This is a genomic window from Synechococcus sp. J7-Johnson (genome assembly GCF_024345795.1).
Classification (GTDB): domain Bacteria; phylum Cyanobacteriota; class Cyanobacteriia; order PCC-6307; family Cyanobiaceae; genus Regnicoccus_A.
The window spans coordinates 13,455-34,939 of record NZ_JAGQBU010000006.1 but is presented as its reverse complement, the minus strand read 5'-3'; the positions used below and the strand labels follow the sequence as shown (position 1 = coordinate 34,939).

Genomic DNA, 21,485 nt, shown 5'->3' with positions numbered 1-21,485 from the left:
TCAGGTCCTCCGTGCTCAGCTCCCTCCGCCCCACGGAGCGAGACGCTGGCTAAGGCTCTCGAAGTTTTTCTGTTCCTCTGCAACCCTTTCGACTCCCCTCCAGTTCTTGCCTGAAGGCTCAGCTCTGCCCATCAGGTTCACCTTTTTTCAGGCCGTAGCGTCCGCCGCAAGCCGAGCCCGGGTAGTACCCCTTTGCGAGCTCCGGGTCCAGCCTTCACGACCAGTGCATTCACCCCTTACTGCCGTTGTCAAGCACCTCCTCCTTTCACCCACTCCCCAGCCGTCCCCTGACGGTGGCTGTGCTCGGTGCCACTGGCGCCGTTGGACAGGAGCTGCTCGCACTGCTGGCGGAGCGCCGCTTTCCGGTCGGTGAACTGCGGCTGCTGGCCTCACCCCGCTCAGCTGGACGCCGGCTGGCATGGCAAGGGCGTGAGCTCCCCATCGAGACTGTCGACGCCGCCGCCTTCGAGGGCGTGGATGTGGTTCTGGCCTCTGCCGGCGGCGCGATCTCACGGCTCTGGGCGCCGGTGGCGGTGGCAGCTGGCGCAGTTGTAATCGACAATTCCAGCGCCTTCCGCCTCGATCCCGAGGTGCCATTGGTGGTGCCGGAGGTGAACCCGGAGGCGGTCCTGTGCCACCGGGGGATCATCGCCAACCCCAACTGCACCACGATCCTGCTCACCCTGGCCCTGGCTCCCCTCCAGGCTCGCCGTCCGATCCGCCGCGTGGTGGTGAGCACTTATCAGTCGGCCAGCGGTGCCGGGGCCCGGGCGATGGAGGAATTACGGAAGCTCAGCCGCACCGTGCTGGATGGGGGCGAGCCGGTGAGCGAGGTGCTGCCCCACTCCCTGGCCTTCAATCTCTTCCTGCACAACTCTCCTCTTCAGCCCAGCGGCTACTGCGAGGAGGAGCTCAAGATGCTGTACGAAACCCGCAAGATCATGGCTCTGCCGGAGCTGCGCCTCTCGGCCACCTGTGTGCGGGTGCCGGTGCTGCGGGCCCACTCCGAGGCGGTGAACATCGAGTTTGAGCAACCCTTCCCCGTCGAGGAGGCCAGGGCCCTGCTGGCGGAGGCACCAGGGGTGGAGCTGCTGGAGGATTTCGCCGCCAATCGCTTTCCGATGCCCACCGATGTCACCGGCCGTGATCCGGTGGCGGTGGGACGCATTCGCCAGGACCTCAGCGACCCCAACGCCCTCGAGCTCTGGCTCTGTGGTGATCAGATCCGCAAGGGGGCAGCCCTCAACGCCGTGCAGATCGCCGAGTTGCTGCTGGATCCGGCCTGGCGCGAGGCCGCCACCCAGCCGGCGGGTGCCCCATCCGCATCCAGTGTCGGAGGTGCCGTTTGAGTACCACGGCTCAACTGAGTGTCGCGAGTCCACCGCAACCGCCCTTCGGCAGGTTGCTCACCGCGATGGTCACTCCGTTCAGCCCTGATGGGTCGGTTGACCTCGATCTGGCCGCTCGCCTGGCTGCACATCTGGTGGACCACGGCTCCGAAGGACTTGTGCTCTGCGGCACCACCGGTGAATCTCCCACCCTGAGCTGGAAGGAACAGCACGAGCTGTTCGAGGCGGTGAAGCGGGCCGTGGAGGGACGGGCACTGGTGCTCGCCGGCACCGGCAGCAACTGCACGGCTGAGGCGATCGAAGCGATCGGACGGGCGGCCGAGGAAGGCGCCGACGGAGCCCTGGTGGTGGTCCCCTACTACAACAAGCCGCCCCAGGATGGGCTGGAAGCCCATTTTCGTGCGATTGCCCAGGCGGCCCCAGGACTGCCGGTGATGCTCTACAACATCCCTGGCCGCACTGGCTGCAGCCTTGAGCCCCGCACCACGGCCCGGCTGCTCGACCTGCCCAACGTGGTGAGCTATAAGGCCGCCAGTGGCAGCACTGATGAAGTCAGCCAGCTGCGGCTGCTCTGCGGCGACCGACTGGCGATCTACAGCGGCGACGATGCCCTGACCCTGCCGATGCTGGCGGTTGGTGCTGTCGGCGTGGTGAGCGTGGCCAGCCATCTGGTGGGGCGTGAGATCCAGCGCATGATTGAGTTCTTCTTCGCTGGCGAGCTGGCTGCGGCTCTGGCCCTGCACGAACGCCTGCTGCCCCTCTGCCGGGCCCTGTTCGCCACCACCAATCCCATTCCCGTCAAAGCCGCCCTTGAACTGGAGGGCTGGCCCGTGGGGTCCCCCCGTCTTCCGCTGGTCTCCGCCGACAGCGACGTCCGTGCCCGATTGACTTCCGCCCTGGCTGCCCTGCGTCCTACCTGACGCCATGGCTTAGCTCCAGCGCAGTGCGGCCTGGAGTTCTCGCAACAGCAACACCCTGATCGCGTTCATCTGTTCTGCACCCCTTCGTTTCCCACCCCATGAGCTCAAGCAACAACAAGACCTCCCCCGCCAACAAACAGCCGGCCCTGAGGGTGATTCCCCTCGGCGGGCTTCATGAGATCGGCAAGAACACCTGTGTTTTTGAATACGGCGATGAGCTGATGCTGGTGGATGCCGGCCTGGCCTTCCCCAGCGATGGCATGCACGGCGTCAATGTGGTGCTGCCCGATACCAGCTATCTGCGTGAAAACCAGAAGCGCATCCGCGGCATGATCGTGACTCATGGTCACGAAGATCACATCGGCGGCATTCCCCACCACCTCAAGAACTTCAGCATCCCCGTGATCTACGGCCCGCGGCTGGCCATGTCGATGCTTCAGGGGAAGATGGAAGAGGCTGCCGTCACCGATCGCACCGTGATCCAGACGGTGAGCCCCCGGGATGTGGTCAAGGTGGGCCAGCACTTCCAGGTGGAGTTCATACGTAACACCCACTCGATCGCCGACAGCTTCAGCCTGGCGATCACCACACCCGTGGGCGTGGTGATCTTCACCGGCGATTTCAAGTTTGATCACACCCCTGTCGATGGTGAATACTTCGACATCCAGCGGATGGCTCATTACGGCGAGCAGGGCGTGCTCTGCCTGTTCAGTGATTCCACCAATGCAGAGGTGCCCGGATTCACCCCGCCCGAGCGGTCGGTGTTCCCAAATCTCGATCGTCACTTCGCCAATTCCGAAGGCCGGGTGATCGTCACCACGTTTGCCAGTTCCGTCCACCGGGTTTCGATGATCCTGGAGCTGGCGATGAAGCATGGCCGCAAGGTGGGTCTGCTGGGCCGCTCCATGCTCAACGTGATCGCCAAGGCGCGTGAGCTTGGTTACATCCGCTGCCCTGACGAACTGTTTGTGCCTATCAAGCAGATTCGCGATCTTCCCGATCGCGAAACGCTTCTGCTGATGACCGGCAGCCAGGGTGAACCTCTCGCCGCCCTCAGCCGCATTTCCCGCGGAGAGCACCCTCAGGTGCAGGTGAAATCCACCGACACGATCATCTTCTCCGCCAGCCCGATCCCAGGCAACACCATTTCGGTGGTGAACACCATCGACCGGTTGATGATGATGGGGGCCAAGGTGGTCTATGGCAAAGGTGAAGGCATTCACGTGTCTGGCCATGGCTGCCAGGAAGACCACAAGTTGATGCTGGCGCTCACCCGGCCCAAGTTCTTCGTGCCTGTCCACGGGGAGCACCGCATGCTGGTGTGCCACTCGCGCACGGCCCAGTCGATGGGGATTCCCGCCGACAACATGCTGATCATCGACAACGGCGATGTGGTGGAGCTCACCCCCACGAGCATTCATAAGGGGGATCCGGTCAAGGCCGGCATCGAACTGCTGGATGCCTCCCGCAACGGCATCGTCGACAACCGCGTTCTCAAGGAACGTCAGCAGTTGGCCGAAGACGGCGTGATCACCCTGCTGACCGTGATCAGCACCGATGGTGTGATGGGTGCCCCGCCACGGGTCAACCTGCGCGGCGTTGTCACCACCGCTGATGCCCGCCGGCTCTCGGTCTGGGCCGAGCGGGAGATCGGCTGGGTTCTGGAAAACCGCTGGAATCAGCTGGCCCGCAACACCGGCGGTACGGCTCCCGAGGTCGATTGGGTGGGCGTTCAGAGGGAGATCGAGGTGGGCCTTCAGCGCCGCTTGCGGCGCGAACTGCAGGTGGAGCCTTTGATCATCTGTCTGGTGCAGCCAGCTCCGGCAGGCACCCCGGCCTACAAAGGCCGTGCTGATGCCGAGCCCGACAGCCGTCCAGCCCCCCGCGGCGGTCGCCGCGACAGCTCAGGACGCGAACCTGTGATCCGCAACCAGGCGCCTGCTCCCCAGCGGGTACAGGCTTCCGGTGCTGTCGCGGCCACGGCCACCACGCCTGTCGCCGTCATGACCCCCGTAAGCGCACCCGCCGTGCAGGCCGCAGAGGCCACGCGAGAGGAACCGGAGATGCCCGCCAACCGGGTGCGTCGTCGTCGCTCCACCGCCGCCAGCTGAGCGGCAGCGGGCTGGGCGGCCCCGCTGCCGCTCAGCCCAGCACCACCCGCAGCAGACCCTTGGCCAGCTCAGCCTCCTCCTCTGGGCTGAAGTGTCTTTGGCCTGGGACATCGCGGCTGGAGCTGGCCGGTTCGGCCAGCACTTCCACCCGCACAGCTTCCACGGCCTGGGGAGTCCCGTCGACGCTGCTCTCGTCTTCGAGGCCGCTGTCCGGAGGAGCCGGGGCCAGGCTCAGGGGGGCTGACCCCATCGATGCCAGATCCGTGGCCCAGGGCATGGCTGCCGCCTCGCTGGGCACGGGTCGGCTCTGCTCGCAGAGCGCCAGTCCCTCGGCGGCCAGATCGTTGTATGTGCTCCCCTTGGCGCCGGCGAGCTGTACCGCCAGGTACAGCTCGCCGGCGCCTTCCATCTGGCGCAGCCCGTAGAAGTGAATGTGTCCCAGCAGCAGCTTCAGCCGCAGGCTGTGGGGATCACTGGCCTCAAGTGGTGTGTTCTCCAGCAGGTCCTGCCCCTCCTGCAGGGCCTCTGCGAAGCGCCCCTGGCTGTAGGCCAGCTCCACACTCTTGTAAGCCTGATCGAAGCCGCTGGAGGTCATCGGTTGGAGGGGGCTGAGGCCGCACCGGGTTCGGCAGGGCCGGATGGATCCGCGTGCTCGCTCTGAACCGGTTTTAGCCGCAGGCTCTGCCGGTCCCAGAGGAGGCTCCTGCCTCCGGGCAATTCCAGGCTGCCAGGCCCCTGGCTCAGCTGCAACCGGCGCCGCAGGGATTCAAGGTTCCGGGCCCCCAGCCGCACCCCGGCGCTGCGCTCCAGCCAGAAATCGAGCAGTCGCTCCTGACAGCTGGCGGAGAGCTCGCTCAGCCGTTGGCGGTGCAGTCCTGGTCCCAGCTCTGGCTGCCCTGCAGCCGGGGGGGCAGCCGGCGCCTGCAGGGCCGTGAGGGCCAGCAGGGCCAGCTCCTCAGTGAGGCCCTCGCTGGCTTCCAGGCGTTCGGCCGTGGCGCTCAGACGACGCCAGGCCCCGGGATGGAGCTGCTCGAGCACCGGCAGCACCTCCAGGCGCAGCCGGTTGCGGCTGAAGCGGAGATCGGTGTTGCTGGGATCCAGCCACAGGGGCAGGTGCTGCTGCTGACAGAAGGCTGCGGTCTCGGCTCGGGAGAAGCCGAGCAGGGGACGTACCAAATCGATGCTGCCGCTGAGGGGACGGCGTGCGCGCAGGCTGCTCAGCCCCCGCAGCCCACAACCCCTTGCCAGGTTGAACAACAGGGTCTCCGCCCGGTCACTGCCGGTATGGCCAGTCACGACGCGTGGGCAGTTCAGGCTCAGGGCCTGCTGGTTCAACCGCTCGTAGCGCCAGCGGCGCCCAGCCTCCTCCTGGCCGGCGGCGGGGGCGGCTGGCCCAGCGGGGGCGTTCTCCACCAGCATCGGCAGGCCCAGGCCGCCGGCCCAGGCCGCCAGCTCGGCGGCCAGCTCGGCGGCTTCCTCTCGCCAGCCGTGGTTGCCGTGCCAGAGGTGCATCTCCCAGTCGTGCAGGCGTCGCAGCTCCAGCAGCAGGGCCGTCAGGGCCATCGAGTCCTGGCCACCGGAGATGGCCAGCAGCAGGCGGCTCCCCCGGGGCAGAAGCTGGGGGTCCGCCAGTAGTCGCCGGTGCAGCCGGTGCTGCAGGGGACCCCATGGGAGAATCGCTGCCATCTGCCTCGCTCGCCGATGTCGCGCCTCACCAGCCTGCCCGCTCCCCTGCAAGCGGCGCTGCACTCCCGGCGGCTGTTGAAGGTGATCGCTGGCTTGCGCAACTTCGAGGCGGCCAGCGTGGAGCGGATCAGCCGGGCAGCCGGAGCCGGTGGCGCCGACCTGCTCGATGTGGCTTGCGATCCCGATCTCGTGCGCCTGGCTGCCGTGGCCTCCGGCCTGCCGGTCTGCGTCTCGGCCGTCGATCCGCAGCTGTTCCCCGCCGCCGTGGCCGCTGGCGCCGCGATGGTGGAGATCGGCAATTTCGATTCGTTCTACCCCGAAGGTCGGATCTTCGGCGCCGAGGAGGTGCTCGCTCTGACCCGGCGCACCAGGGAGCTGCTGCCGGAGGTGGTGCTCTCGGTCACGGTGCCCCATGGGCTCCCCCTTGATCAACAGCAGCAGCTGGCCATTGATCTGGCTGCTGCCGGCGCCGACCTGATCCAGACCGAAGGCGGCACCAGCGCCCGTCCCTTCAGTCCCGGTGCCCTTGGCCTGATTGAGAAAGCAGCGCCCACCCTGGCGGCGGCCCACGCCATCAGCCGGGCGGTTGAGTTGCCGGTGCTCTGCGCTTCCGGACTGTCCGCCGTCACCCTGCCCCTGGCCATCGCTGCCGGTGCCCATGGGGTGGGTGTGGGCTCGGCCGTGAACAGGCTTGATGATGAACTCGCCATGGTGGCGGTGGTGCGCGGCCTGCGTGAGTCCCTGACCCCGGCGCGGGTGTCGGTCGGCTGAGGCCCCGAGGACCCTCCTGCTTGTGACGGTTCAGCACCCCTGACTTGGCCAAGTCAGGGGGCTTTGATTAGCCTGATCCCGACTCCGGAATTTTGATATGGGCCCGTTCCTCTGGATTCTGCAATGGCCTATCCGGGCTCTTGTGCTGTTGTTCGTGGGGGTCTTGCCCCTCGGAGTCGAATTCAACAGTTTCGGCACCGCCCTGCTCTCAGCAGCGGTGATCGGCCTGCTGGGAACGCTGCTGATCTGGCCGTTGAGGCTGGTGCTGGCATTGCCTTGGGCCCTCACCAGCCTGGGCGGCATGGTGACACCGATCACCGCTGTCTACAACTGGGTTATCACGATCGTGCTGTTTGCCCTGGCGGCCTGGTTGATCCAGGGCTTCCGGCTCAAGAACGGTCTGATCAGCGCGGCCCTCGGTGCAATCGTTTACAGCGTGCTCAGCACCTTGATCCTGGGCTGGCTTGGCCTTGATGTGAGCTTCACCCGGGCGTCGGCCGCTCTCTCCGCGGCAGTCGGCGTGGGCTGAATGATCTGAGGGCCTGCCGAAGCTGGCTATTTGCCGCAGGTGATGCGGTTTGCCGACCGTGTTGCAGGCGGGCACAAGTAGGGGCTGATTCCTAGAATCAATTCTGTCTTTATCCAGGGGCCACCTGGAACCAGCGGCCATGGCGCGCTTCGAGCTCCAGGCTCCCTACGAGCCCAAGGGCGACCAACCAACGGCCATCGAAGCCCTGGTGGACGGTGTTGATGGGGGTGAGCGATACCAGACCCTGCTGGGGGCCACGGGCACCGGCAAGACTTTCACCATTGCCAACGTGATTGCCCGCACCGGTCGTCCGGCTCTGGTGCTTGCCCATAACAAGACTCTCGCGGCCCAGCTCTGCAATGAGTTGCGGGAGTTCTTCCCTAACAATGCTGTCGAATATTTCATCTCCTACTACGACTACTACCAGCCGGAGGCCTATGTTCCGGTCTCCGATACATACATCGCCAAGACGGCTTCGATCAACGAAGAGATCGACATGCTGCGGCACTCCGCCACCCGTTCGTTGTTCGAGCGCCAGGATGTGATCGTGGTGGCTTCGATCAGTTGCATCTATGGCCTCGGTATTCCCTCGGAATACCTCAAGGCTGCGGTGCGCTTTCAGGTGGGTGAGCCTCTCAACCTGCGCGGTTCCCTGCGCGAGCTGGTGAATAACCAGTATTCGCGCAACGATATCGAAGTCGGGCGGGGTCGCTTCCGGGTGAAGGGAGATGTGCTCGAGATCGGCCCCGCCTACGAAGACCGGCTGGTGCGTATTGAACTCTTCGGTGATGAAGTGGAGGCGATTCGCTATGTCGATCCCACCACCGGTGAAATCCTGCAGAGTTTAGAAAATATAAATATCTATCCTGCCAAACACTTCGTCACCCCCAAGGACAGGCTCGATTCAGCGATTGCGGCCATCCGCGAGGAACTGAACCAGCGCCTGGAGCACCTCCAGGGCCAGGGCCGTCTGCTGGAGGCCCAGCGGCTGGAGCAGCGCACCACCTACGACCTCGAAATGTTGCAGCAGGTGGGCTACTGCAATGGCGTCGAGAACTACGCCCGCCACCTGGCGGGCCGCCAGGCCGGTACGCCGCCCGAGTGCCTGATCGACTATTTCCCTGACGACTGGTTGCTGGTGGTGGATGAGAGCCACGTCACCTGCTCCCAGCTCCATGCCATGTACAACGGCGACCAGGCCCGCAAGCAGGTGCTGGTGGAACATGGCTTCAGGCTGCCCAGCGCCGCAGACAATCGTCCGCTCAAGGCCGAGGAGTTCTGGTCGAAGGCACGCCAGACCATCTTCGTCTCAGCCACGCCCGGGACGTGGGAAATGGAGCAAAGCCACGGCCATGTGGCCCAGCAGGTGATCCGCCCCACAGGTGTGCTCGACCCGGTGGTGGAGGTGCGCCCCACCGAGGGCCAGGTGGATGACCTGCTCGGTGAAATCCGGCTGCGGGCGGAGCGGGATGAGCGCACGCTGATCACCACCCTCACCAAACGGATGGCCGAAGACCTAACCGATTACCTGGCTGAAAATGGCGTCCGGGTGCGCTATCTGCACTCGGAGATCCATTCGATCGAGCGGATCGAAATCATCCAGGATCTGCGCAACGGCGATTTTGATGCGCTGGTGGGGGTGAATCTGCTGAGGGAAGGTCTGGATCTGCCGGAGGTGTCCCTGGTGGCGATTCTTGATGCCGACAAGGAGGGATTCCTGCGGGCGGAGCGCTCCTTGATCCAGACCATCGGCCGGGCGGCCCGTCATGTGGACGGGATGGCCCTGCTCTATGCCGACAACCTCACCGACTCGATGGCCCGTGCCATCTCCGAAACCGAACGGCGACGGGCGATCCAGCAGACCTACAACGAGACCCACGGCATCACCCCCAGTCCAGCCGGCAAGCGGGCCGGCAATGCCATCCTCAGCTTCCTGGAAGTGTCCAGACGAGCTCAGGATGATGGGCCGCAACCTGAGGCTGAGCAGGCCTCGTTCGCGATGGTGCCCCTTGATGCCCTGCCGGAGCTGATCCTGGAGCTGGAGGACAAGATGAAAGCAGCCGCCAAGAACCTGGAGTTCGAAGAGGCCGCCAACCTGCGCGATCGCATCAAGAAGCTGCGTCAGAAGCTGGTGGGGAGGGCATGAAATGAGGGTGTCCGGCTGCCAGCTCTTTGGGCATTCTTAAAGCTCAGCGCCCGGCTGCCTTGAGCACTGTTTTGATCGTCTTGAACAGGATCAGCAGATCCAGCCAGACACTGCTGTTGCGCAGGTAGTAGAGGTCGTAACTCAGCTTCAGTTCAGCGTCCTCCACGCTGGAGCTGTAAGGCATATTCACCTGGGCCCAACCGCTCAGGCCCGGCCGGATCCAGTGCCGCAGCCGGTAGTTGGGAATGCGCCGCTCCAGGTTCCTCTCCAGCTCGGGGCGCTCGGGCCGCGGGCCGATCAGGCTCATCTCTCCCCGCAGCACATTGATCAATTGGGGCAGTTCATCGAGGCGGGTGCGCCGCAGCCACTGGCCCACCGGGGTGATGCGCCCGTCGTTCGGCTCCGACCAGATCGCCTCGCCCTTGTCCTCCGCATTGGGGACCATCGTGCGCAGTTTGATCACCTCAAAGCGCTTTCCCTGCAGGCCCGTGCGCCGCTGGCGGTAGAGCACCGGTCCCCCGTCGTTCAGGCGAATCAGTACCGCCGCACAGGCCAGCAACGGGGCGCAGAACAGCAGCAGCAGCAGGCTCACCACTACATCGGCATAGCGCTTGAGCTGGCGCTCGAAGCCGCCACTGCCCTGATCGCCGCGATCGGAGAACAGCAGCCATCGATCCACCACCCAGCGGGGCGGGATCCGCTGCAGCTCCTGCTCGGCCGCCAGGGCCAGGGAGGTGACGGGTCGGTCCTCCCCCAGGGCCCAGACGCAGGTGTCGAGCCCGTCAGGCTGGTTGAGCACCCCCTGGCTGAGAGCCAGGCCACTGCTCTCGTTGCCAGGAGGCCCAGCCACCACCTGGGTCATGTCCTGGCTGAACGCATGGATAGGGGGAGCCTTGATCGCACCGATCCGCTCCCATTCGTTGCGGATCGCCGCCTCCTCCTCGGGGAGGCTGACGATCTCCCACTGGTCCTGGCGGGTGGCGTGGGCCAGCTGGCGCAACAGCAACCGCACCCCACCACTCCAGAGCGCCGCCAGGCCGAACAGGGGCAGCAGGCTGCCGCGGTGCAGCAGGGTCACCTCGGGGGCCGTTCGCAACAGCCAGCCCAGCACGGCACCGCTGGCCGTGGAGGCCGCACTGGTGATCGTCAGGCGCACCACCAGCTGGCTCCAGCGCAGACGCCGCAGCTTGACCAGGGTGAACGATCCGAGCAGCCAGCCGAGGCTGAGATAGATCGCCACCAGCATCACCAGCAGGGGCAATTGATTCTCGAGGAAGCCATCCCGTTCCCGGTCGATCCAGGCCGCCAGCAGGGCGACGCCGAGGGCATCGAGTCCCGCGGCCAGGGCCAACCAGCGGCGGTGACGCAGCCAGTGCACTAGGCGATGGCCTCCACTGCAGCGGCGGTGCTGCCGCCCAGCTGGAAGCAGGCATGAACCGCCTGCAGGGCCCTTACCCCATCGGCTTCCGCCACCACACAGCTGGTGCGGATTTCGCTGGTGGCGATCATCTCGATGTTCACCCCGGCCTCCGACAAGGCCCGGAACATGCGGGCGGCGGTGCCGGGAGTGCAGGGCATGCCGGCGCCCACGGCGCTGACCCGGGCGATGGCCAGGCCTTCCTCGAAGCGTGACTCCGGCCAGGGGGCAAGCACCGGTTGCAGGGCCTGGCGGGCTCGGTTGAGGTCGTCGCGGCGCAGGGTGAAGCTCATGTCACGTCTGAGCTGGGGGGCTGAGCCATGGGTGCGCTCTGACTGGACGATGGTGTCGAGGCTGATGCCGGCATCGGCCAGGGCACGGCAGACGGCGGCGGCGGTGCCGGGACGATCGGGCACCTGGCGGACCACAACCTGGGCCTGGTCGCGGTCGAGGGCCACCCCGCGCACCGCCGGATCATTCACGTTGCAGGGGAGCGGGTTCTGGTGCAGTTGGTGCTCCTGCAATTCGAACACCTCGGCGGCGGCGCGCAGGGCCCGAGCTCCCTGGCTTCCCTCCACCAGGCAGCTCACCTTGACTTCGCTGGTGGCGATCATGCGCAGGTTGATGCCGTAGCGGGCCAGGGTGTCGAACAGGCGCGCGGCGATTCCGGGCCGCCCCATGATCCCGGCCCCGGAAATGCTGAGTTTGGCCAGCCCCGCCTGGGTGCTCAGGGCGCTGTCCTCCACCCCCAGCGCCTGCAGCAGGCCCCGGCAGACCTCCTGGGCGGCGTCCAGCTGGCTCTCCGAGAGGGTGAAGGCGATGTCGTTGCTGGCGCCGACGTGGGTGGCCTGCACAATCAGATCCACATTCAGCTGGGCTGCGGAGAGGGCCTCGAACAGCAGAGCGGCCACCCCGGGGTGATCGGGCACCCGGGTGAGGGCAAGCACCGCCTGCTGGCTCTCCAGATCCGCCCCGTCCACCGGGCGGCCCAGTTCCAGTCCCTCGTTGCCGATCGGCCGGGGCATGCCGCTGGTGAGCCGGGTGCCGGGCGCATCGCTCCAACTGGAGCGCACCACCAGGGGCACGCCGTAGTTTCGGGCGATCTCGACGGCCCGGGGATGCAGTACCGCCGCACCGAGGCTGGCCAGCTCCAGCATCTCGTTGCAGCTCACCTCCTCCATCAGCTGGGCATCGCTCACCTGGCGCGGGTCGGTGGTGAGCACCCCGGGCACATCGGTGAAGATCTCGCAGGCGTCGGCACCCAGGGCGGCGGCGAGGGCCACGGCGGAGGTGTCGGAGCCGCCTCGGCCCAGGGTGGTGATCTCGGGCGTGCCGGCACTGCCGCTGCTGGTGCCCTGGAAGCCGGCCACCACCACCACCTGGCCATCCTCGAGCCGTTTGCGCAGCCGCTCGGTGCGCACTTCGAGGATGCGGGCGCGGCCGTGGGCTGACTCGGTCACGATGCCCACCTGGGCCCCCGTCATCGAAACGGCCGGCACGCCGAGGCTGTGCAGGGCCATGGCCAGCAGGGCGATCGAGACCTGCTCGCCCGTGGCCAGCAGCATGTCCATCTCCCGCTGGGGAGGCTCAGGGCAGAGCGCCCTCGCCAGCGAGGTGAGCTCATCGGTGGTGTGGCCCATCGCCGAGACCACGATCACCAGGTCGTGGCCCTGCTCCCGGCTGGCGGCGATCCTCCGCGCCACCGCCTGGATCCGCTCCACGCTGCCGACGGAGGTTCCCCCGAATTTCTGAACCAGCAGGGCCATTCCGCTCGGCAGACGTGATGTGATGCGGCGATTATCGGGCGGTGGCCAGCAGCAGCCCATCGCGGAAGGCTTCACCGGCCTCGGCGCCCCGTTTGAGAGCGGCCTCCACCTCCAGCACCTGGGCCAGCAGGGTGAGCAGTCGGGCCGGGGTCCGCCCGCGGATCTGCCGGCGCATCACGTAAATCCGCTTGGGGTTACCGATGCCGGCCGCCTTGGCGATCACGGCCACGTCCTGCTCGCCCCGACTCTCCAGCAGGCAGACCCACAGCCAGCCCCTGACCTGGCTGGTGAGCGAGGCCACCAGCCGCAGAGCCGGCTCCCCCGCCTGCAGCAGGTCGTCGACCAGGGCGATGGCCTCACCGGCATTCCCCTCCAGCAGGGAATCCCCCACCGCCAGGGCGGTGGTGCTGTGGCCGCCTACCAGGGCAGTCACCGCCGCCACCTGAACCGGTGCCTCGCCGCTGTAGAGCGCCAGCTTCTCCAGCTCGCTGCTCAGCCGGGCACTGTCGCTGCCGATCGCCTCCGCCAGGGCTTCGGCGGCACCCGCCGCCAGGGTCACCCCCAGCTCCTGCGCCGTGCGTGCCACCAGCTCCACAAGGCCGGCCCCATCCCAGGCCGATGGCAGCTGAAAACTCTTTTCCAGGGCCCGCTGTCTCAGGGCCTTGGTGGTGCGCAGGCGGGCATCGGGTTTGCCGCTGCTCATCAGCACCAGGTGGCAGGTTTCGGGAATCAGGTCCAGGCAGGCGTCGAGCTTGCTGGCCAGCTCGGCCGAGCAAGCGCTGGTGAAGGGACTGCGCTGCAGCAGCACCAGCCGGGCACCGCCGCCGAAGGGCGGCGTGCGGGCTTCACTCAGGGCCTGCGACGCCTGGGCGGCGTCGGAGCCGTCGAGGCGAGTGAGGTTGATGCTGTGCCAGGCCGGATCCACTTCCCTGTTGATCAGGTCTTCGATCGCCCGGGTCCTGGCGGCCTCGTCGTCACCCCAGTAGAGATGGATGGGCATGGGGCGGCCTGGCTTGGATCTGGATCATCCGATCTTCAGTGAAAGTGTGAGGCGTATCCGCCAGTGGCTGGGCCCCACCGATCTGGATCCGGTGCAGCAGGAGGTGCTTGAGCGCCTAGTGCACAGCAGCGGTGATCTGGCCATCGCGTCCGACCTGCGCTTCAGCGCCGAGGCCTGTGCCCGGGGACTGCAGTCCCTGGCCGCCGGATCGGTGATCCTCACCGACACGGCCATGGCCGCTGCGGCCGTCACATCGATGAGCCGGCGAACCTTTGCCAACCCGGTGCGCAGCATCCTCGAGTGGGCGCCGGCCGTTGCGCCGCCGGGCGGCACGCGCACGGCCGAGGGCATGGCGGCGGCCCTGGCGGCCTGTCCCGGGGCGGTGGTGCTGATTGGCAGTGCCCCCACCGCCCTGGAGCGCCTGCTCGATCAGCCCGGCGGCGCCAGTCAGCCGGCCCTGGTGATCGGCATGCCGGTGGGCTTCGTGGGGGTGGCGGAGAGCAAGCGGCGCCTGGCCGCCAGTGATCTGCCCCAGATCCGGCTCGAGGGCAGCAAGGGCGGCGCCGGCCTGGTGGGAGCCACCTGCAACGCCCTGCTCCGCCGGGCCTGGCTGGATCGGCCCCGTGGGGCCCCGCGGCCTCTGGTGCCTGTGGCAGTGGGGGAGCTGATCGATAAGCTCACCATCCTGGCGATCAAGCGCGAACGAATCGTCGAGCCCGAGCGCGCCCGTCATGTGCTCGCCGAGTTTGATCAGCTCCAGGCCGTGGCCCAGCAGCTGGGGCTGGGGGACATCGAGGGCGTCGTGGCGGAGCTGGGCCGACAGCTCGAGGGGGTGAACCGGGAGCTCTGGGATGTTGAGGAGGCGCTCCGTGCCCAGGAGCGGTTCGGCCGCTTCGACGCCGAATTTGTCGCCCTGGCGCGATCGGTCTATCGCCTCAACGATGTGCGGGCCGCCCTAAAGCGCCGCATCAACCAAAGCAGCGGTTCTGCCCTGGTGGAGGAGAAGTCTTACGGGGGGGACTGAGGGGTCTGGTGACGGACGTTACGCCGGGCCTGGCTGGATCGCTTCTGATGATCTACTCCCTAGGCCGCGGCCTGAAGTCCCACCGCCACATGGCTGTTGGCCTCGATCCGCCCGAGCACCTGGCGGGCCCGCTGCACCACCTGGGGCGGCACACCCGCCAGCCGGGCCGCCTCGATGCCGTAGCTGCGGCTGGCGCCGCCCGGACGCACCTGATGCAGAAACAGGAGGTGATCGCCCGTTTCCTCCACCAGCACCTGGTAGTTGGCGACGCCCGGCAGCAGTGAGGCCAGTTCGTTGAGCTCGTGGTAGTGGGTGGCGAACACCGCCCGGGCCCGCAGCCCCGCCGCCAGGTGCTCCGCCACCGCCCAGGCGATCGAGAGACCATCGAAGGTGGCGGTGCCGCGGCCGATCTCATCGAGCAGCACCAGGGAGCGGTCGGTGGCGTGGTGAAGGATGTTGGCGGTCTCGGCCATCTCCACCATGAAGGTGGATTGGCCCGTGGCCAGGTCATCGACGGCCCCCACCCGGGTGAAGATGCGATCGGCCAGGCCCATGCGGGCCGATCGGGCCGGGATCCAGCTGCCGATCTGAGCCATCAGCTGCAGCAGCCCGTTCTGGCGCAGATAACAGCTCTTGCCGCTGGCATTGGGTCCGGTGAGCACCACCAGGTCGGGGTGCCCCTCCTCCCCCAGATGCAGATCGTTGGCGCTGAACGCCTCTTCCACCAGCAGTTGCTCCACCACCGGGTGCCGTCCCGCCTCCACCTGCAGGCAGCGGCTGTGCTCGAGCTGCGGTCGGCAGTAAGCGTGGGTGGCTGCCACCTCCGCCAGCGAGGCCAGGGCATCGAGGCCGGCCACTCGCCTGGCGGCCTGGCGGATCGGTCCGGCCAGCTCCCCCACCTGCTGGCGCAGCTGGCTGAACAGCTCATATTCCCGCTGGGCGGCCCGGGCCCGCAGCTGCAGGATGCGCCCTTCACGGGCCTTGAGCTCAGGGGTGACGAAACGCTCCTCGTTGGCCAGGGTCTGGCGCCGGATCCAGTGCTCCGGCACCCGCTCGGCCCGGGCCCGGCTCACTGAAAGGAAGTAGCCGAAGCTGCGGTGAAACTGCAGCCGCAGGGCAGGGATGCCGCTGCGCTGGCGCTCCCCCTGCTCCTGGGCCGCCAGCCACTGGTCCTGATCGTCGAGCCGGTTGCGCAGCCCATCAAGGCGGCTGTCGACTCCGTCGTGGATCAGCCCCCCCTCGCTGAGGCTGAGCGGTGGTGCCACCACCAACGTGTGGCGCACCAGGGCCGCCAGCTGCGCCAACTGCGGATCGCTCTGTTGCAGGAGGCCGAACACGGTCGCGTCCACCGACTCCAGCAGAGCGGCGAGACGGGGCAGGCGCTCCAGTCCATCGGCAAGGGCCACCAGATCCCGGGCCGAGGCGCTGCCGGCCCCGGCCCGGCCCGCCAGACGCTCCAGATCGCCCATGGGCCGCAGCAACCGGCGCAGGGCCAGCCGCAGGGGCCTTTGCTGTACCAGCACACCGATGCCCTCCTGACGAGCCTCGATTGCCTTGAGGTCCATCAGGGGGGCCTCCAGCCAGCGGCGCAGGGCCCGGGCGCCCATGGCGGTCATGGTGCGATCCAGGGCCCAGAGCAGGGACCCCTGAAACTGTCCGTCCCGCTGGGTCTGGGTGATCTCCAGGTTGCGGCGGGTCTGGGCGTCGAGCACCAGCTGATCGCTGCGCTGCAGAAGGGTGGGCCGATCCAGGGGGATTTGCCCCAGGGTGTTGCGGCTGGCAATGGCGGTGGCTGCAGCTGGCTCGTCGGTGGCTGGCTGGGTGTCATCGAGGTAGCGCACCAGGCCGCCGGCGGCCCTCAGGGCCAGGGGGGCTTCGCCCAGGTCGAGGCCCTCGAGGCTGGCCAGCTCGAAGCGCTCCAGGAGGGTGCGGCGTGCCTCCGGCAGGGTGAAGGGGGTGAGCGGCAGCGGTGTGCGGTGGATCGACTCCGGGGCCCAGGCCGGCGCGATGGGCTCGTCGCTGGGCTCGGCGGTGGGCCAGAGCAGCTCGGCCGGCTGCAGTTGCAGCAGGTGTTGGTGCAGCTGATCACTGCCCTGGCGCTGCATCAGCTGGAATTCACCGGTGCTCACATCGGCCACAGCCAGCCCCCACTGGCCCTGCTCCAGCACCACGGCCGCCAGCCAGTTGTTGCGGCGTGCCGCCAGCATCCCCTCCTCCAGCACGGTGCCGGGGGTGAGAACGCGGGTGATCCCCCGCCTGAGCAGGGCGCCCGGTGCCGGCGTGCTCTCCAGCTGGTCGCAGAGGGCCACGGAGAGGCCGCGGCGCACCAGTTCGCCGCAGTAGCGCTCGGCGGCGTGATGAGGGATGCCGGCCATCGGTACCCGTCCGATCCGTTTGCCCCCCTCCTTGCCGGTGAGAGTGAGCTCCAGCAGCCGCGACACCCGGATGGCGTCCTCGAAGAAGCACTCGAAGAAGTCGCCGAGGCGATATAGCAGCACTCGCTCGGGATGGGCGGCCTTCAGCTCCACGTAGTGGCGCAGCACCGGCGGCAGCGCCTCGGGATCCACCAGGCTGTGGTGGTGCCAGGGGGGCAGCGCGTCGGCGGGGTCCCCAGAATCCCCGGCCTCAGCCGACTCCCCGGCCTCAGCCGACTCCCCGGCCTCAGCCGACTCCTCGGACTCGGCGACCGGCTCTGTGCTTTCGGCTTTGGGATCGGCTTCCCTGGCCTGGCGCCGCCGCGGGCGGGCGGTGGCCTCGGCGATCAGGGCCTCGTCGTCCAGCTCGGTTCCGGCCGAGCCAGCGCTCACTGAGTTGAGCGTGGATGCTTCAGAGCCGGGAGCCGCTGAAGGCTCGCTGGGGCCGAACAGGCTCCCCTGCACCGCCGCAGAGGCGATCAGGGACAACTGTGTCTGGGCCTCCTCCGCCACGCTTCGCCCGCACCAGAGCGCGATCGTAGGTGGCTCGGCATGGACCCTTGAGCAAGTCGCGCAGGGCCTTGCGGTGACGGCTCCGCCCGACAAGTTGTGAAGGATCGCGAGCCGCCTTCCTGATCGGCCGTAACGGCGTGAAACAATCGTTTTCCAGCACGCACAGGCCCCCGCCGGACCCATGCAGATCCTCAACACCCTCACCGTTCTGGCCCTGGTGGTGATGTCGTTTGCCCTCGTGGTCGCGGTTCCCGTGCTCTACGCCAGCACCGACGACAGCGGTCGCTCCAACCGGCTGATCCTGCTGGGCGGTGCCGCCTGGGTGGCCCTGGTGCTGCTCAACTGGGGCATGAGCTATTTCGTAGTCTGAGCAGGCCCGCCGCACCAGGCCCTTGGCCGTTTTCGAAGGACGCTTCACCGACCTCAGCGGCTTGCGCATCGCCATCGTTGTCGGTCGTTTCAACGATCTGGTCACAGGCAAGCTGCTCAGCGCCTGTCTGGATGCCCTCTCCCGCCACGGCATCGATACCAGCCCCAGCAGCGAACAGTTGGATCTGGCCTGGGTGCCAGGCAGTTTCGAGATTCCGCTGGTCGCCCAACGCCTGGCCGCCACGGGCCGCTACCAGGTACTCATCACCCTGGGCGCCGTGATCAAGGGGGACACCCCCCATTTCGACTACGTCTGCGCCGAGGTCAGCAAGGGGGTGGCGGCGGTGTCGCGCAGCACAGGCGTGCCGGTGATCTTCGGTGTGCTTACCACCGACACCATGCAGCAGGCCCTAGAGCGGGCGGGCATCAAGAGCAACCTGGGCTGGAGCTATGCGCTGCAGGCGCTTGAGATGGGGAGTTTGATGTCGAAGCTGCCCGGTTGACAGTCGTGGCTGAAGCCTCGCAAGTCAAGACCGATCGATGCTCTGGTAAAGGTTGAGCATGCTTTCACTGAAGCGGCTCACGCTGAACTCTCTTGCTCTGGATCGACCTCGGCGGCATAGGTCCAAGCCGAGTTCGACACTACCAAGGAGATCCAAGAGATGATCTCTTAACTCGTTCACACTGGTGGGGTCTTCGATAAAGAGCGCAGCGTTTCCGCAGGATTCTCGACAAGGTGGAATCGAACTGGTGATCACTGGACACCCCATGGCCATCGCTTCAAGGGGCGGGAGGCCCCAACCCTCCACTAAGGAGGGAAAAAGGAGCGCCAATGATCGTTTCATATACGACTCAAGGACTCCTCTTGAGGCAGAACCAATCCATTCGATGCCATCAGGCTTAGAGGCAAGCATGTAGTCGCAAAGACTGTTGGACAGCCAGCCATTTTTGCCGATAACAACAAGCTTTAGATTGGGATACTTAGAACGAACTTCATTGAATGCTGCGATTGATACAGAATGATTCTTTTTGGGCTCAATGCTGCCCACTTGAATGACGAAAACATCTTCTCCTCCCCGAAGGCGATTGTAGAGATGCTCGCGTTCAAGGATGTATTCATCATCGTTCGTGGATGTAGAGGCCGCGATTGGGACAGGCTGGGGGATAACTCTAAGTTTCTCCGAGACAGCACTGCCATAGATATTAAGGAGCTGATCTGCAGTATATCTGCTGATCGCGTGGACTGCAGATGAAGCTGAGATCAGTTGATTAAGTAAGCGGTAAAATACATCTGGGTGGTCGAGGCATAGTTCTGGATGGGTGAGTGGTATTAGGTCATGGATTGTTGTAACATTTGAGCAATTACTTGCAATCAGTGGGAAGGGAAAGGGATTATGGAAGATGGAACTGCCCGAGGTGGTGATCGCAATAGATTTATCTCCTGCAGAAGGAATTGCAATTCTGGTGCAGCTGGCTTTCCTGCTGAAGCGGTCCTTGGCCAAGCGGAAAACTTGTTTAGCAATAAGAAATTGAACTGGGTTTAGAATTTCTTTTCCAGGAATTCGCGCCTGAGCTAAGGATAGTAGTGGGTCGTTCGGCGAAACTCTGTGCAGACGACTACGACATAATCGAAAGAGAGGCAGACTATATAGGTCGGTTTTTAGTCGTAGTTTAAGCTTTTCGACTGGGCTGATCTTGTCGTAAAGCTTGAACAGACTTGAGCTGGAGAGTTCGCTCCCGTTGTTATTCGATAAATTGCCTTCTAGTAGAATATCAACAGCCAAGTCCTTCTGTCTTAGGGAGTCGATCAATGATCGGCTGAAATATTTAATTCCGCTTCCATTGTGCAGAAATGCTTCAGCAGAGTTAATCGCTATGCGCATTTGAGGTGCCAGTTCAGGATTCATCGATCATGGCCGAGTAGAGGGATTGGCCAAGGCTTGGCAGGGATGGCTCAAAGAACACGCTATACTAGAAAGGGAAGATGCCTGCGTTCTTTTTCAAGTAGCCAAAGTGATAGTATAAATCCAACTATATTAATTAGAAGCCCGACAAGCACTGGAACCCATTGGATTTGCCCGGAGATCAGGCCATCACGTAGAGAGCTAAGAATTTGGTAGAGTGGATTAAAGGTTGCTGTCCACATCAAGGGACCAAGTCGTTCTTTCTCATAGAGTATTGGAGAAAGCAGGAAGACCAATTGTAGTACAATTGGAACTAGCTGATAGAGATCGCGATACCGTGCTCCTAACAAGCATACGATCAACGGGGCCCAAAAAAAGAAAGCAAAAAGATTGATCAGCGGGAGCCATGACAGCAAGAGAAAATTGCGAATTAAAGAATGCTGGATAAGACTGAGTGCCAATATAATAAGTATAAACGACTGAAGGAATGTCTGGACAAGAAAGGACCATTCTTCAAGGGCATAGAAGATTGGATTTATATTAGTATTGTGGAGGTGATTAGAGTTATGTTCAAAGAGAGTCGGAGAAGAGCTGAGAGATAGTGATATCCCATTCCAAACAGTCAGGCCCAGGCCTAGAAAGACTACATATGTCGAAAAGCTTTCAACTTTGAAAACTATGCCGTAAACAACAGCAAGGGCTGCAATTGACAAAAGGTTGGACAGCCCAAGCCAGAAGCTGCCAAAGAGTGTTCTAGCAAAACGCGCACGTGTTCTTGCAGTTGCAGTGAACCACCAAGCTCTGCGTGACTGCCAGGCATAGCAGAGGGTGTCAGTAATGGGTGCCATGATAATAAGAAAGTGCTTCGTCCAGCTTCGAATCACAAACAAGGCGTCCCTGGTCAAAGACAAGGCCGCGTTTGCAGAACTTTCGCAGCAAATCATCGGAGTGAGAGGCAAGAATGAGCGTTCCTGCTGACTCAACGAAAACCCTCATGCGCTGTTCTGCTTTCTCATAGAAGCTGCTATCGCCAGCTCCAAATCCTTCATCTAAGGCCAAGCATTCGTGCTTGCTGCCTGTGAGCAGTGAAAAAAGCAATCTAGCTCCCATTCCTTCGCTATAGCTTCTAACAGGAAGGTGAATGAAGTCTCCAAGTCCGGAGAAGTTGATGACATCATCAAGAAATTGCTGAAAACCATGAAGGGTACCATTGACGAGAAGATAGTGAGCTTTGGCTGCCTGCAATCCACTGAGCTCATTACTAGTGATAAAGCTCTTCTGAATCATCGGATGGACTGCTACACTGGTGCTCAGGTGGCCTTGAGTCGGCTGATAGATGCCACTCAGCAGTTTCAGAAAAGTGGATTTCCCTGCGCCATTGTGACCGATCAAGGCCACGCGCTCGCCATGATTTATTGTGCAGGTGACTCCACGTACAGCTTCTATCTCTGCACCCGAGCCAACCCTGCGCAGGTTGCCACCGGTCACTGAGCGGAGAAGTACGGATTTAAGACTACGAGTCTCACTGGAGTAAATTGGTATGCGTAGCCATACGTCACGGGCAGA

At 64.6% G+C, this 21,485-nt stretch carries 18 protein-coding genes and 1 pseudogene; 10 read left to right on the top strand and 9 right to left on the bottom strand.

Going from position 1 to position 21,485, the window contains the following annotated elements:
* Positions 1–245: 245 nt before the first annotated feature.
* The 3 genes from KBY93_RS04675 (at position 246) to KBY93_RS04665 (ending at position 4,380) form a co-directional block, all read left to right on the top strand.
* Positions 246–1,349: an aspartate-semialdehyde dehydrogenase gene (locus KBY93_RS04675; RefSeq protein ID WP_255093086.1), complete on the top strand. Its 1,104-nt coding sequence runs from the start codon at positions 246–248 to the stop codon at positions 1,347–1,349.
* A gap of 14 nt (positions 1,350–1,363) precedes the next feature.
* Positions 1,364–2,269: a 4-hydroxy-tetrahydrodipicolinate synthase gene (dapA, locus tag KBY93_RS04670; RefSeq protein ID WP_255093160.1), complete on the top strand. Its 906-nt coding sequence runs from the start codon at positions 1,364–1,366 to the stop codon at positions 2,267–2,269.
* Positions 2,270–2,367: 98 nt separating this feature from the next.
* Entirely contained in the window at positions 2,368–4,380 is a 2,013-nt protein-coding gene (locus KBY93_RS04665) for a ribonuclease J (RefSeq protein ID WP_255093085.1), read from the top strand.
* 31 nt (positions 4,381–4,411) lie between these two features.
* Here KBY93_RS04665 and KBY93_RS04660 read toward each other — a convergent pair whose 3' ends face one another.
* Positions 4,412–4,975 carry a hypothetical protein gene (locus tag KBY93_RS04660; RefSeq protein WP_255093084.1) on the bottom strand — a complete coding sequence of 188 codons (564 nt, stop codon included), beginning with the start codon at positions 4,973–4,975 and terminating at the stop codon, positions 4,412–4,414.
* Positions 4,972–6,066: a tRNA lysidine(34) synthetase TilS gene (gene tilS, locus KBY93_RS04655; RefSeq protein ID WP_255093083.1), complete on the bottom strand. Its 1,095-nt coding sequence runs from the start codon at positions 6,064–6,066 to the stop codon at positions 4,972–4,974. Before tilS ends, KBY93_RS04660 begins: the two co-directional genes overlap by 4 nt.
* A 15-nt stretch (positions 6,067–6,081) precedes the next feature.
* On the opposite strand from tilS, the gene KBY93_RS04650 reads away from it, so the two are divergent.
* The 3 genes from KBY93_RS04650 to uvrB all read left to right on the top strand — a co-directional run bounded on the left by KBY93_RS04650 (position 6,082) and on the right by uvrB (position 9,512).
* Positions 6,082–6,837, top strand: a complete 756-nt coding sequence (locus KBY93_RS04650) for a DUF561 domain-containing protein (RefSeq protein WP_255093082.1) — start codon at positions 6,082–6,084, stop codon at positions 6,835–6,837.
* A gap of 97 nt (positions 6,838–6,934) precedes the next feature.
* Positions 6,935–7,366 (top strand): phage holin family protein, encoded by a 432-nt coding sequence (locus KBY93_RS04645; RefSeq protein WP_094554853.1) that lies wholly within the window; start codon positions 6,935–6,937, stop codon positions 7,364–7,366.
* A gap of 139 nt (positions 7,367–7,505) precedes the next feature.
* Positions 7,506–9,512 (top strand): excinuclease ABC subunit UvrB, encoded by a 2,007-nt coding sequence (gene uvrB / locus KBY93_RS04640; protein ID WP_255093081.1) that lies wholly within the window; start codon positions 7,506–7,508, stop codon positions 9,510–9,512.
* Positions 9,513–9,555: 43 nt separating this feature from the next.
* On the opposite strand, the gene KBY93_RS04635 is transcribed toward uvrB, so the two are convergent.
* From KBY93_RS04635 to holA, 3 genes are read right to left on the bottom strand one after another with little or no spacing between them, the layout of a single operon-like run.
* Complete coding sequence (locus KBY93_RS04635) at positions 9,556–10,890, bottom strand: exopolysaccharide biosynthesis polyprenyl glycosylphosphotransferase (protein ID WP_255093080.1); 1,335 nt, start codon at positions 10,888–10,890, stop codon at positions 9,556–9,558.
* On the bottom strand, positions 10,890–12,695 hold the full coding sequence (locus KBY93_RS04630) for an aspartate kinase (RefSeq protein WP_255093079.1): 1,806 nt from the start codon (positions 12,693–12,695) through the stop codon (positions 10,890–10,892). The genes KBY93_RS04635 and KBY93_RS04630 overlap by 1 nt, the downstream gene beginning before the upstream one ends.
* Positions 12,696–12,726: 31 nt before the next feature.
* Entirely contained in the window at positions 12,727–13,695 is a 969-nt protein-coding gene (gene holA, locus KBY93_RS04625; protein ID WP_255093078.1) for a DNA polymerase III subunit delta, read from the bottom strand.
* Between holA and KBY93_RS04620 the strand changes: the two are divergent.
* A pseudogene (locus tag KBY93_RS04620) lies at positions 13,688–14,314 on the top strand (precorrin-8X methylmutase); the annotation flags it as partial. The gene holA and the pseudogene KBY93_RS04620 overlap by 8 nt on opposite strands.
* A 24-nt stretch (positions 14,315–14,338) precedes the next feature.
* Positions 14,339–14,719, top strand: coding sequence for a DUF6165 family protein (locus tag KBY93_RS04615; RefSeq protein ID WP_255093159.1), 381 nt, complete (start codon positions 14,339–14,341; stop codon positions 14,717–14,719).
* 59 nt (positions 14,720–14,778) lie between these two features.
* Here the strand turns inward: KBY93_RS04615 and mutS are convergent, their stop codons facing one another.
* Entirely contained in the window at positions 14,779–17,622 is a 2,844-nt protein-coding gene (mutS, locus tag KBY93_RS04610) for a DNA mismatch repair protein MutS (RefSeq protein WP_255093077.1), read from the bottom strand.
* 205 nt (positions 17,623–17,827) lie between these two features.
* On the opposite strand from mutS, the gene psbZ reads away from it, so the two are divergent.
* Together psbZ and ribH are read left to right on the top strand one after the other, a co-directional pair.
* On the top strand, positions 17,828–18,016 hold the full coding sequence (gene psbZ / locus KBY93_RS04605; RefSeq protein WP_094554848.1) for a photosystem II reaction center protein PsbZ: 189 nt from the start codon (positions 17,828–17,830) through the stop codon (positions 18,014–18,016).
* A 22-nt stretch (positions 18,017–18,038) separates the two neighbouring features.
* Positions 18,039–18,518 carry a 6,7-dimethyl-8-ribityllumazine synthase gene (gene ribH, locus KBY93_RS04600; protein WP_255093076.1) on the top strand — a complete coding sequence of 160 codons (480 nt, stop codon included), beginning with the start codon at positions 18,039–18,041 and terminating at the stop codon, positions 18,516–18,518.
* A 24-nt stretch (positions 18,519–18,542) separates the two neighbouring features.
* Here the strand turns inward: ribH and KBY93_RS04595 are convergent, their stop codons facing one another.
* Genes KBY93_RS04595 through KBY93_RS04585 form a run of 3 tightly spaced genes read right to left on the bottom strand, consistent with a single transcriptional unit; the run spans position 18,543 to position 21,407 of the window.
* Positions 18,543–19,922: a glycosyltransferase family 1 protein gene (locus tag KBY93_RS04595; protein WP_255093075.1), complete on the bottom strand. Its 1,380-nt coding sequence runs from the start codon at positions 19,920–19,922 to the stop codon at positions 18,543–18,545.
* A 59-nt stretch (positions 19,923–19,981) separates the two neighbouring features.
* Positions 19,982–20,767 (bottom strand): ABC transporter permease, encoded by a 786-nt coding sequence (locus KBY93_RS04590; protein WP_255093074.1) that lies wholly within the window; start codon positions 20,765–20,767, stop codon positions 19,982–19,984.
* Complete coding sequence (locus KBY93_RS04585; RefSeq protein WP_255093073.1) at positions 20,751–21,407, bottom strand: ABC transporter ATP-binding protein; 657 nt, start codon at positions 21,405–21,407, stop codon at positions 20,751–20,753. The genes KBY93_RS04590 and KBY93_RS04585 overlap by 17 nt, the downstream gene beginning before the upstream one ends.
* Between the last annotated feature and the right edge of the window lie 78 nt (positions 21,408–21,485).

Coding starts and splice junctions, on each gene's coding strand:
- KBY93_RS04660 (WP_255093084.1), bottom strand. CDS start 4,975: ATGACCTCCAGCGGCTTCGATCAGGCTTACAAGAGTGTGGAGCTGGCC.
- holA (WP_255093078.1), bottom strand. CDS start 13,695: ATGCCCATCCATCTCTACTGGGGTGACGACGAGGCCGCCAGGACCCGG.
- KBY93_RS04595 (WP_255093075.1), bottom strand. CDS start 19,922: ATGAATCCTGAACTGGCACCTCAAATGCGCATAGCGATTAACTCTGCT.
- tilS (WP_255093083.1), bottom strand. CDS start 6,066: ATGGCAGCGATTCTCCCATGGGGTCCCCTGCAGCACCGGCTGCACCGG.
- KBY93_RS04650 (WP_255093082.1), top strand. CDS start 6,082: ATGTCGCGCCTCACCAGCCTGCCCGCTCCCCTGCAAGCGGCGCTGCAC.
- KBY93_RS04665 (WP_255093085.1), top strand. CDS start 2,368: ATGAGCTCAAGCAACAACAAGACCTCCCCCGCCAACAAACAGCCGGCC.
- psbZ (WP_094554848.1), top strand. CDS start 17,828: ATGCAGATCCTCAACACCCTCACCGTTCTGGCCCTGGTGGTGATGTCG.
- KBY93_RS04630 (WP_255093079.1), bottom strand. CDS start 12,695: ATGGCCCTGCTGGTTCAGAAATTCGGGGGAACCTCCGTCGGCAGCGTG.
- KBY93_RS04590 (WP_255093074.1), bottom strand. CDS start 20,767: ATGGCACCCATTACTGACACCCTCTGCTATGCCTGGCAGTCACGCAGA.
- uvrB (WP_255093081.1), top strand. CDS start 7,506: ATGGCGCGCTTCGAGCTCCAGGCTCCCTACGAGCCCAAGGGCGACCAA.
- KBY93_RS04645 (WP_094554853.1), top strand. CDS start 6,935: ATGGGCCCGTTCCTCTGGATTCTGCAATGGCCTATCCGGGCTCTTGTG.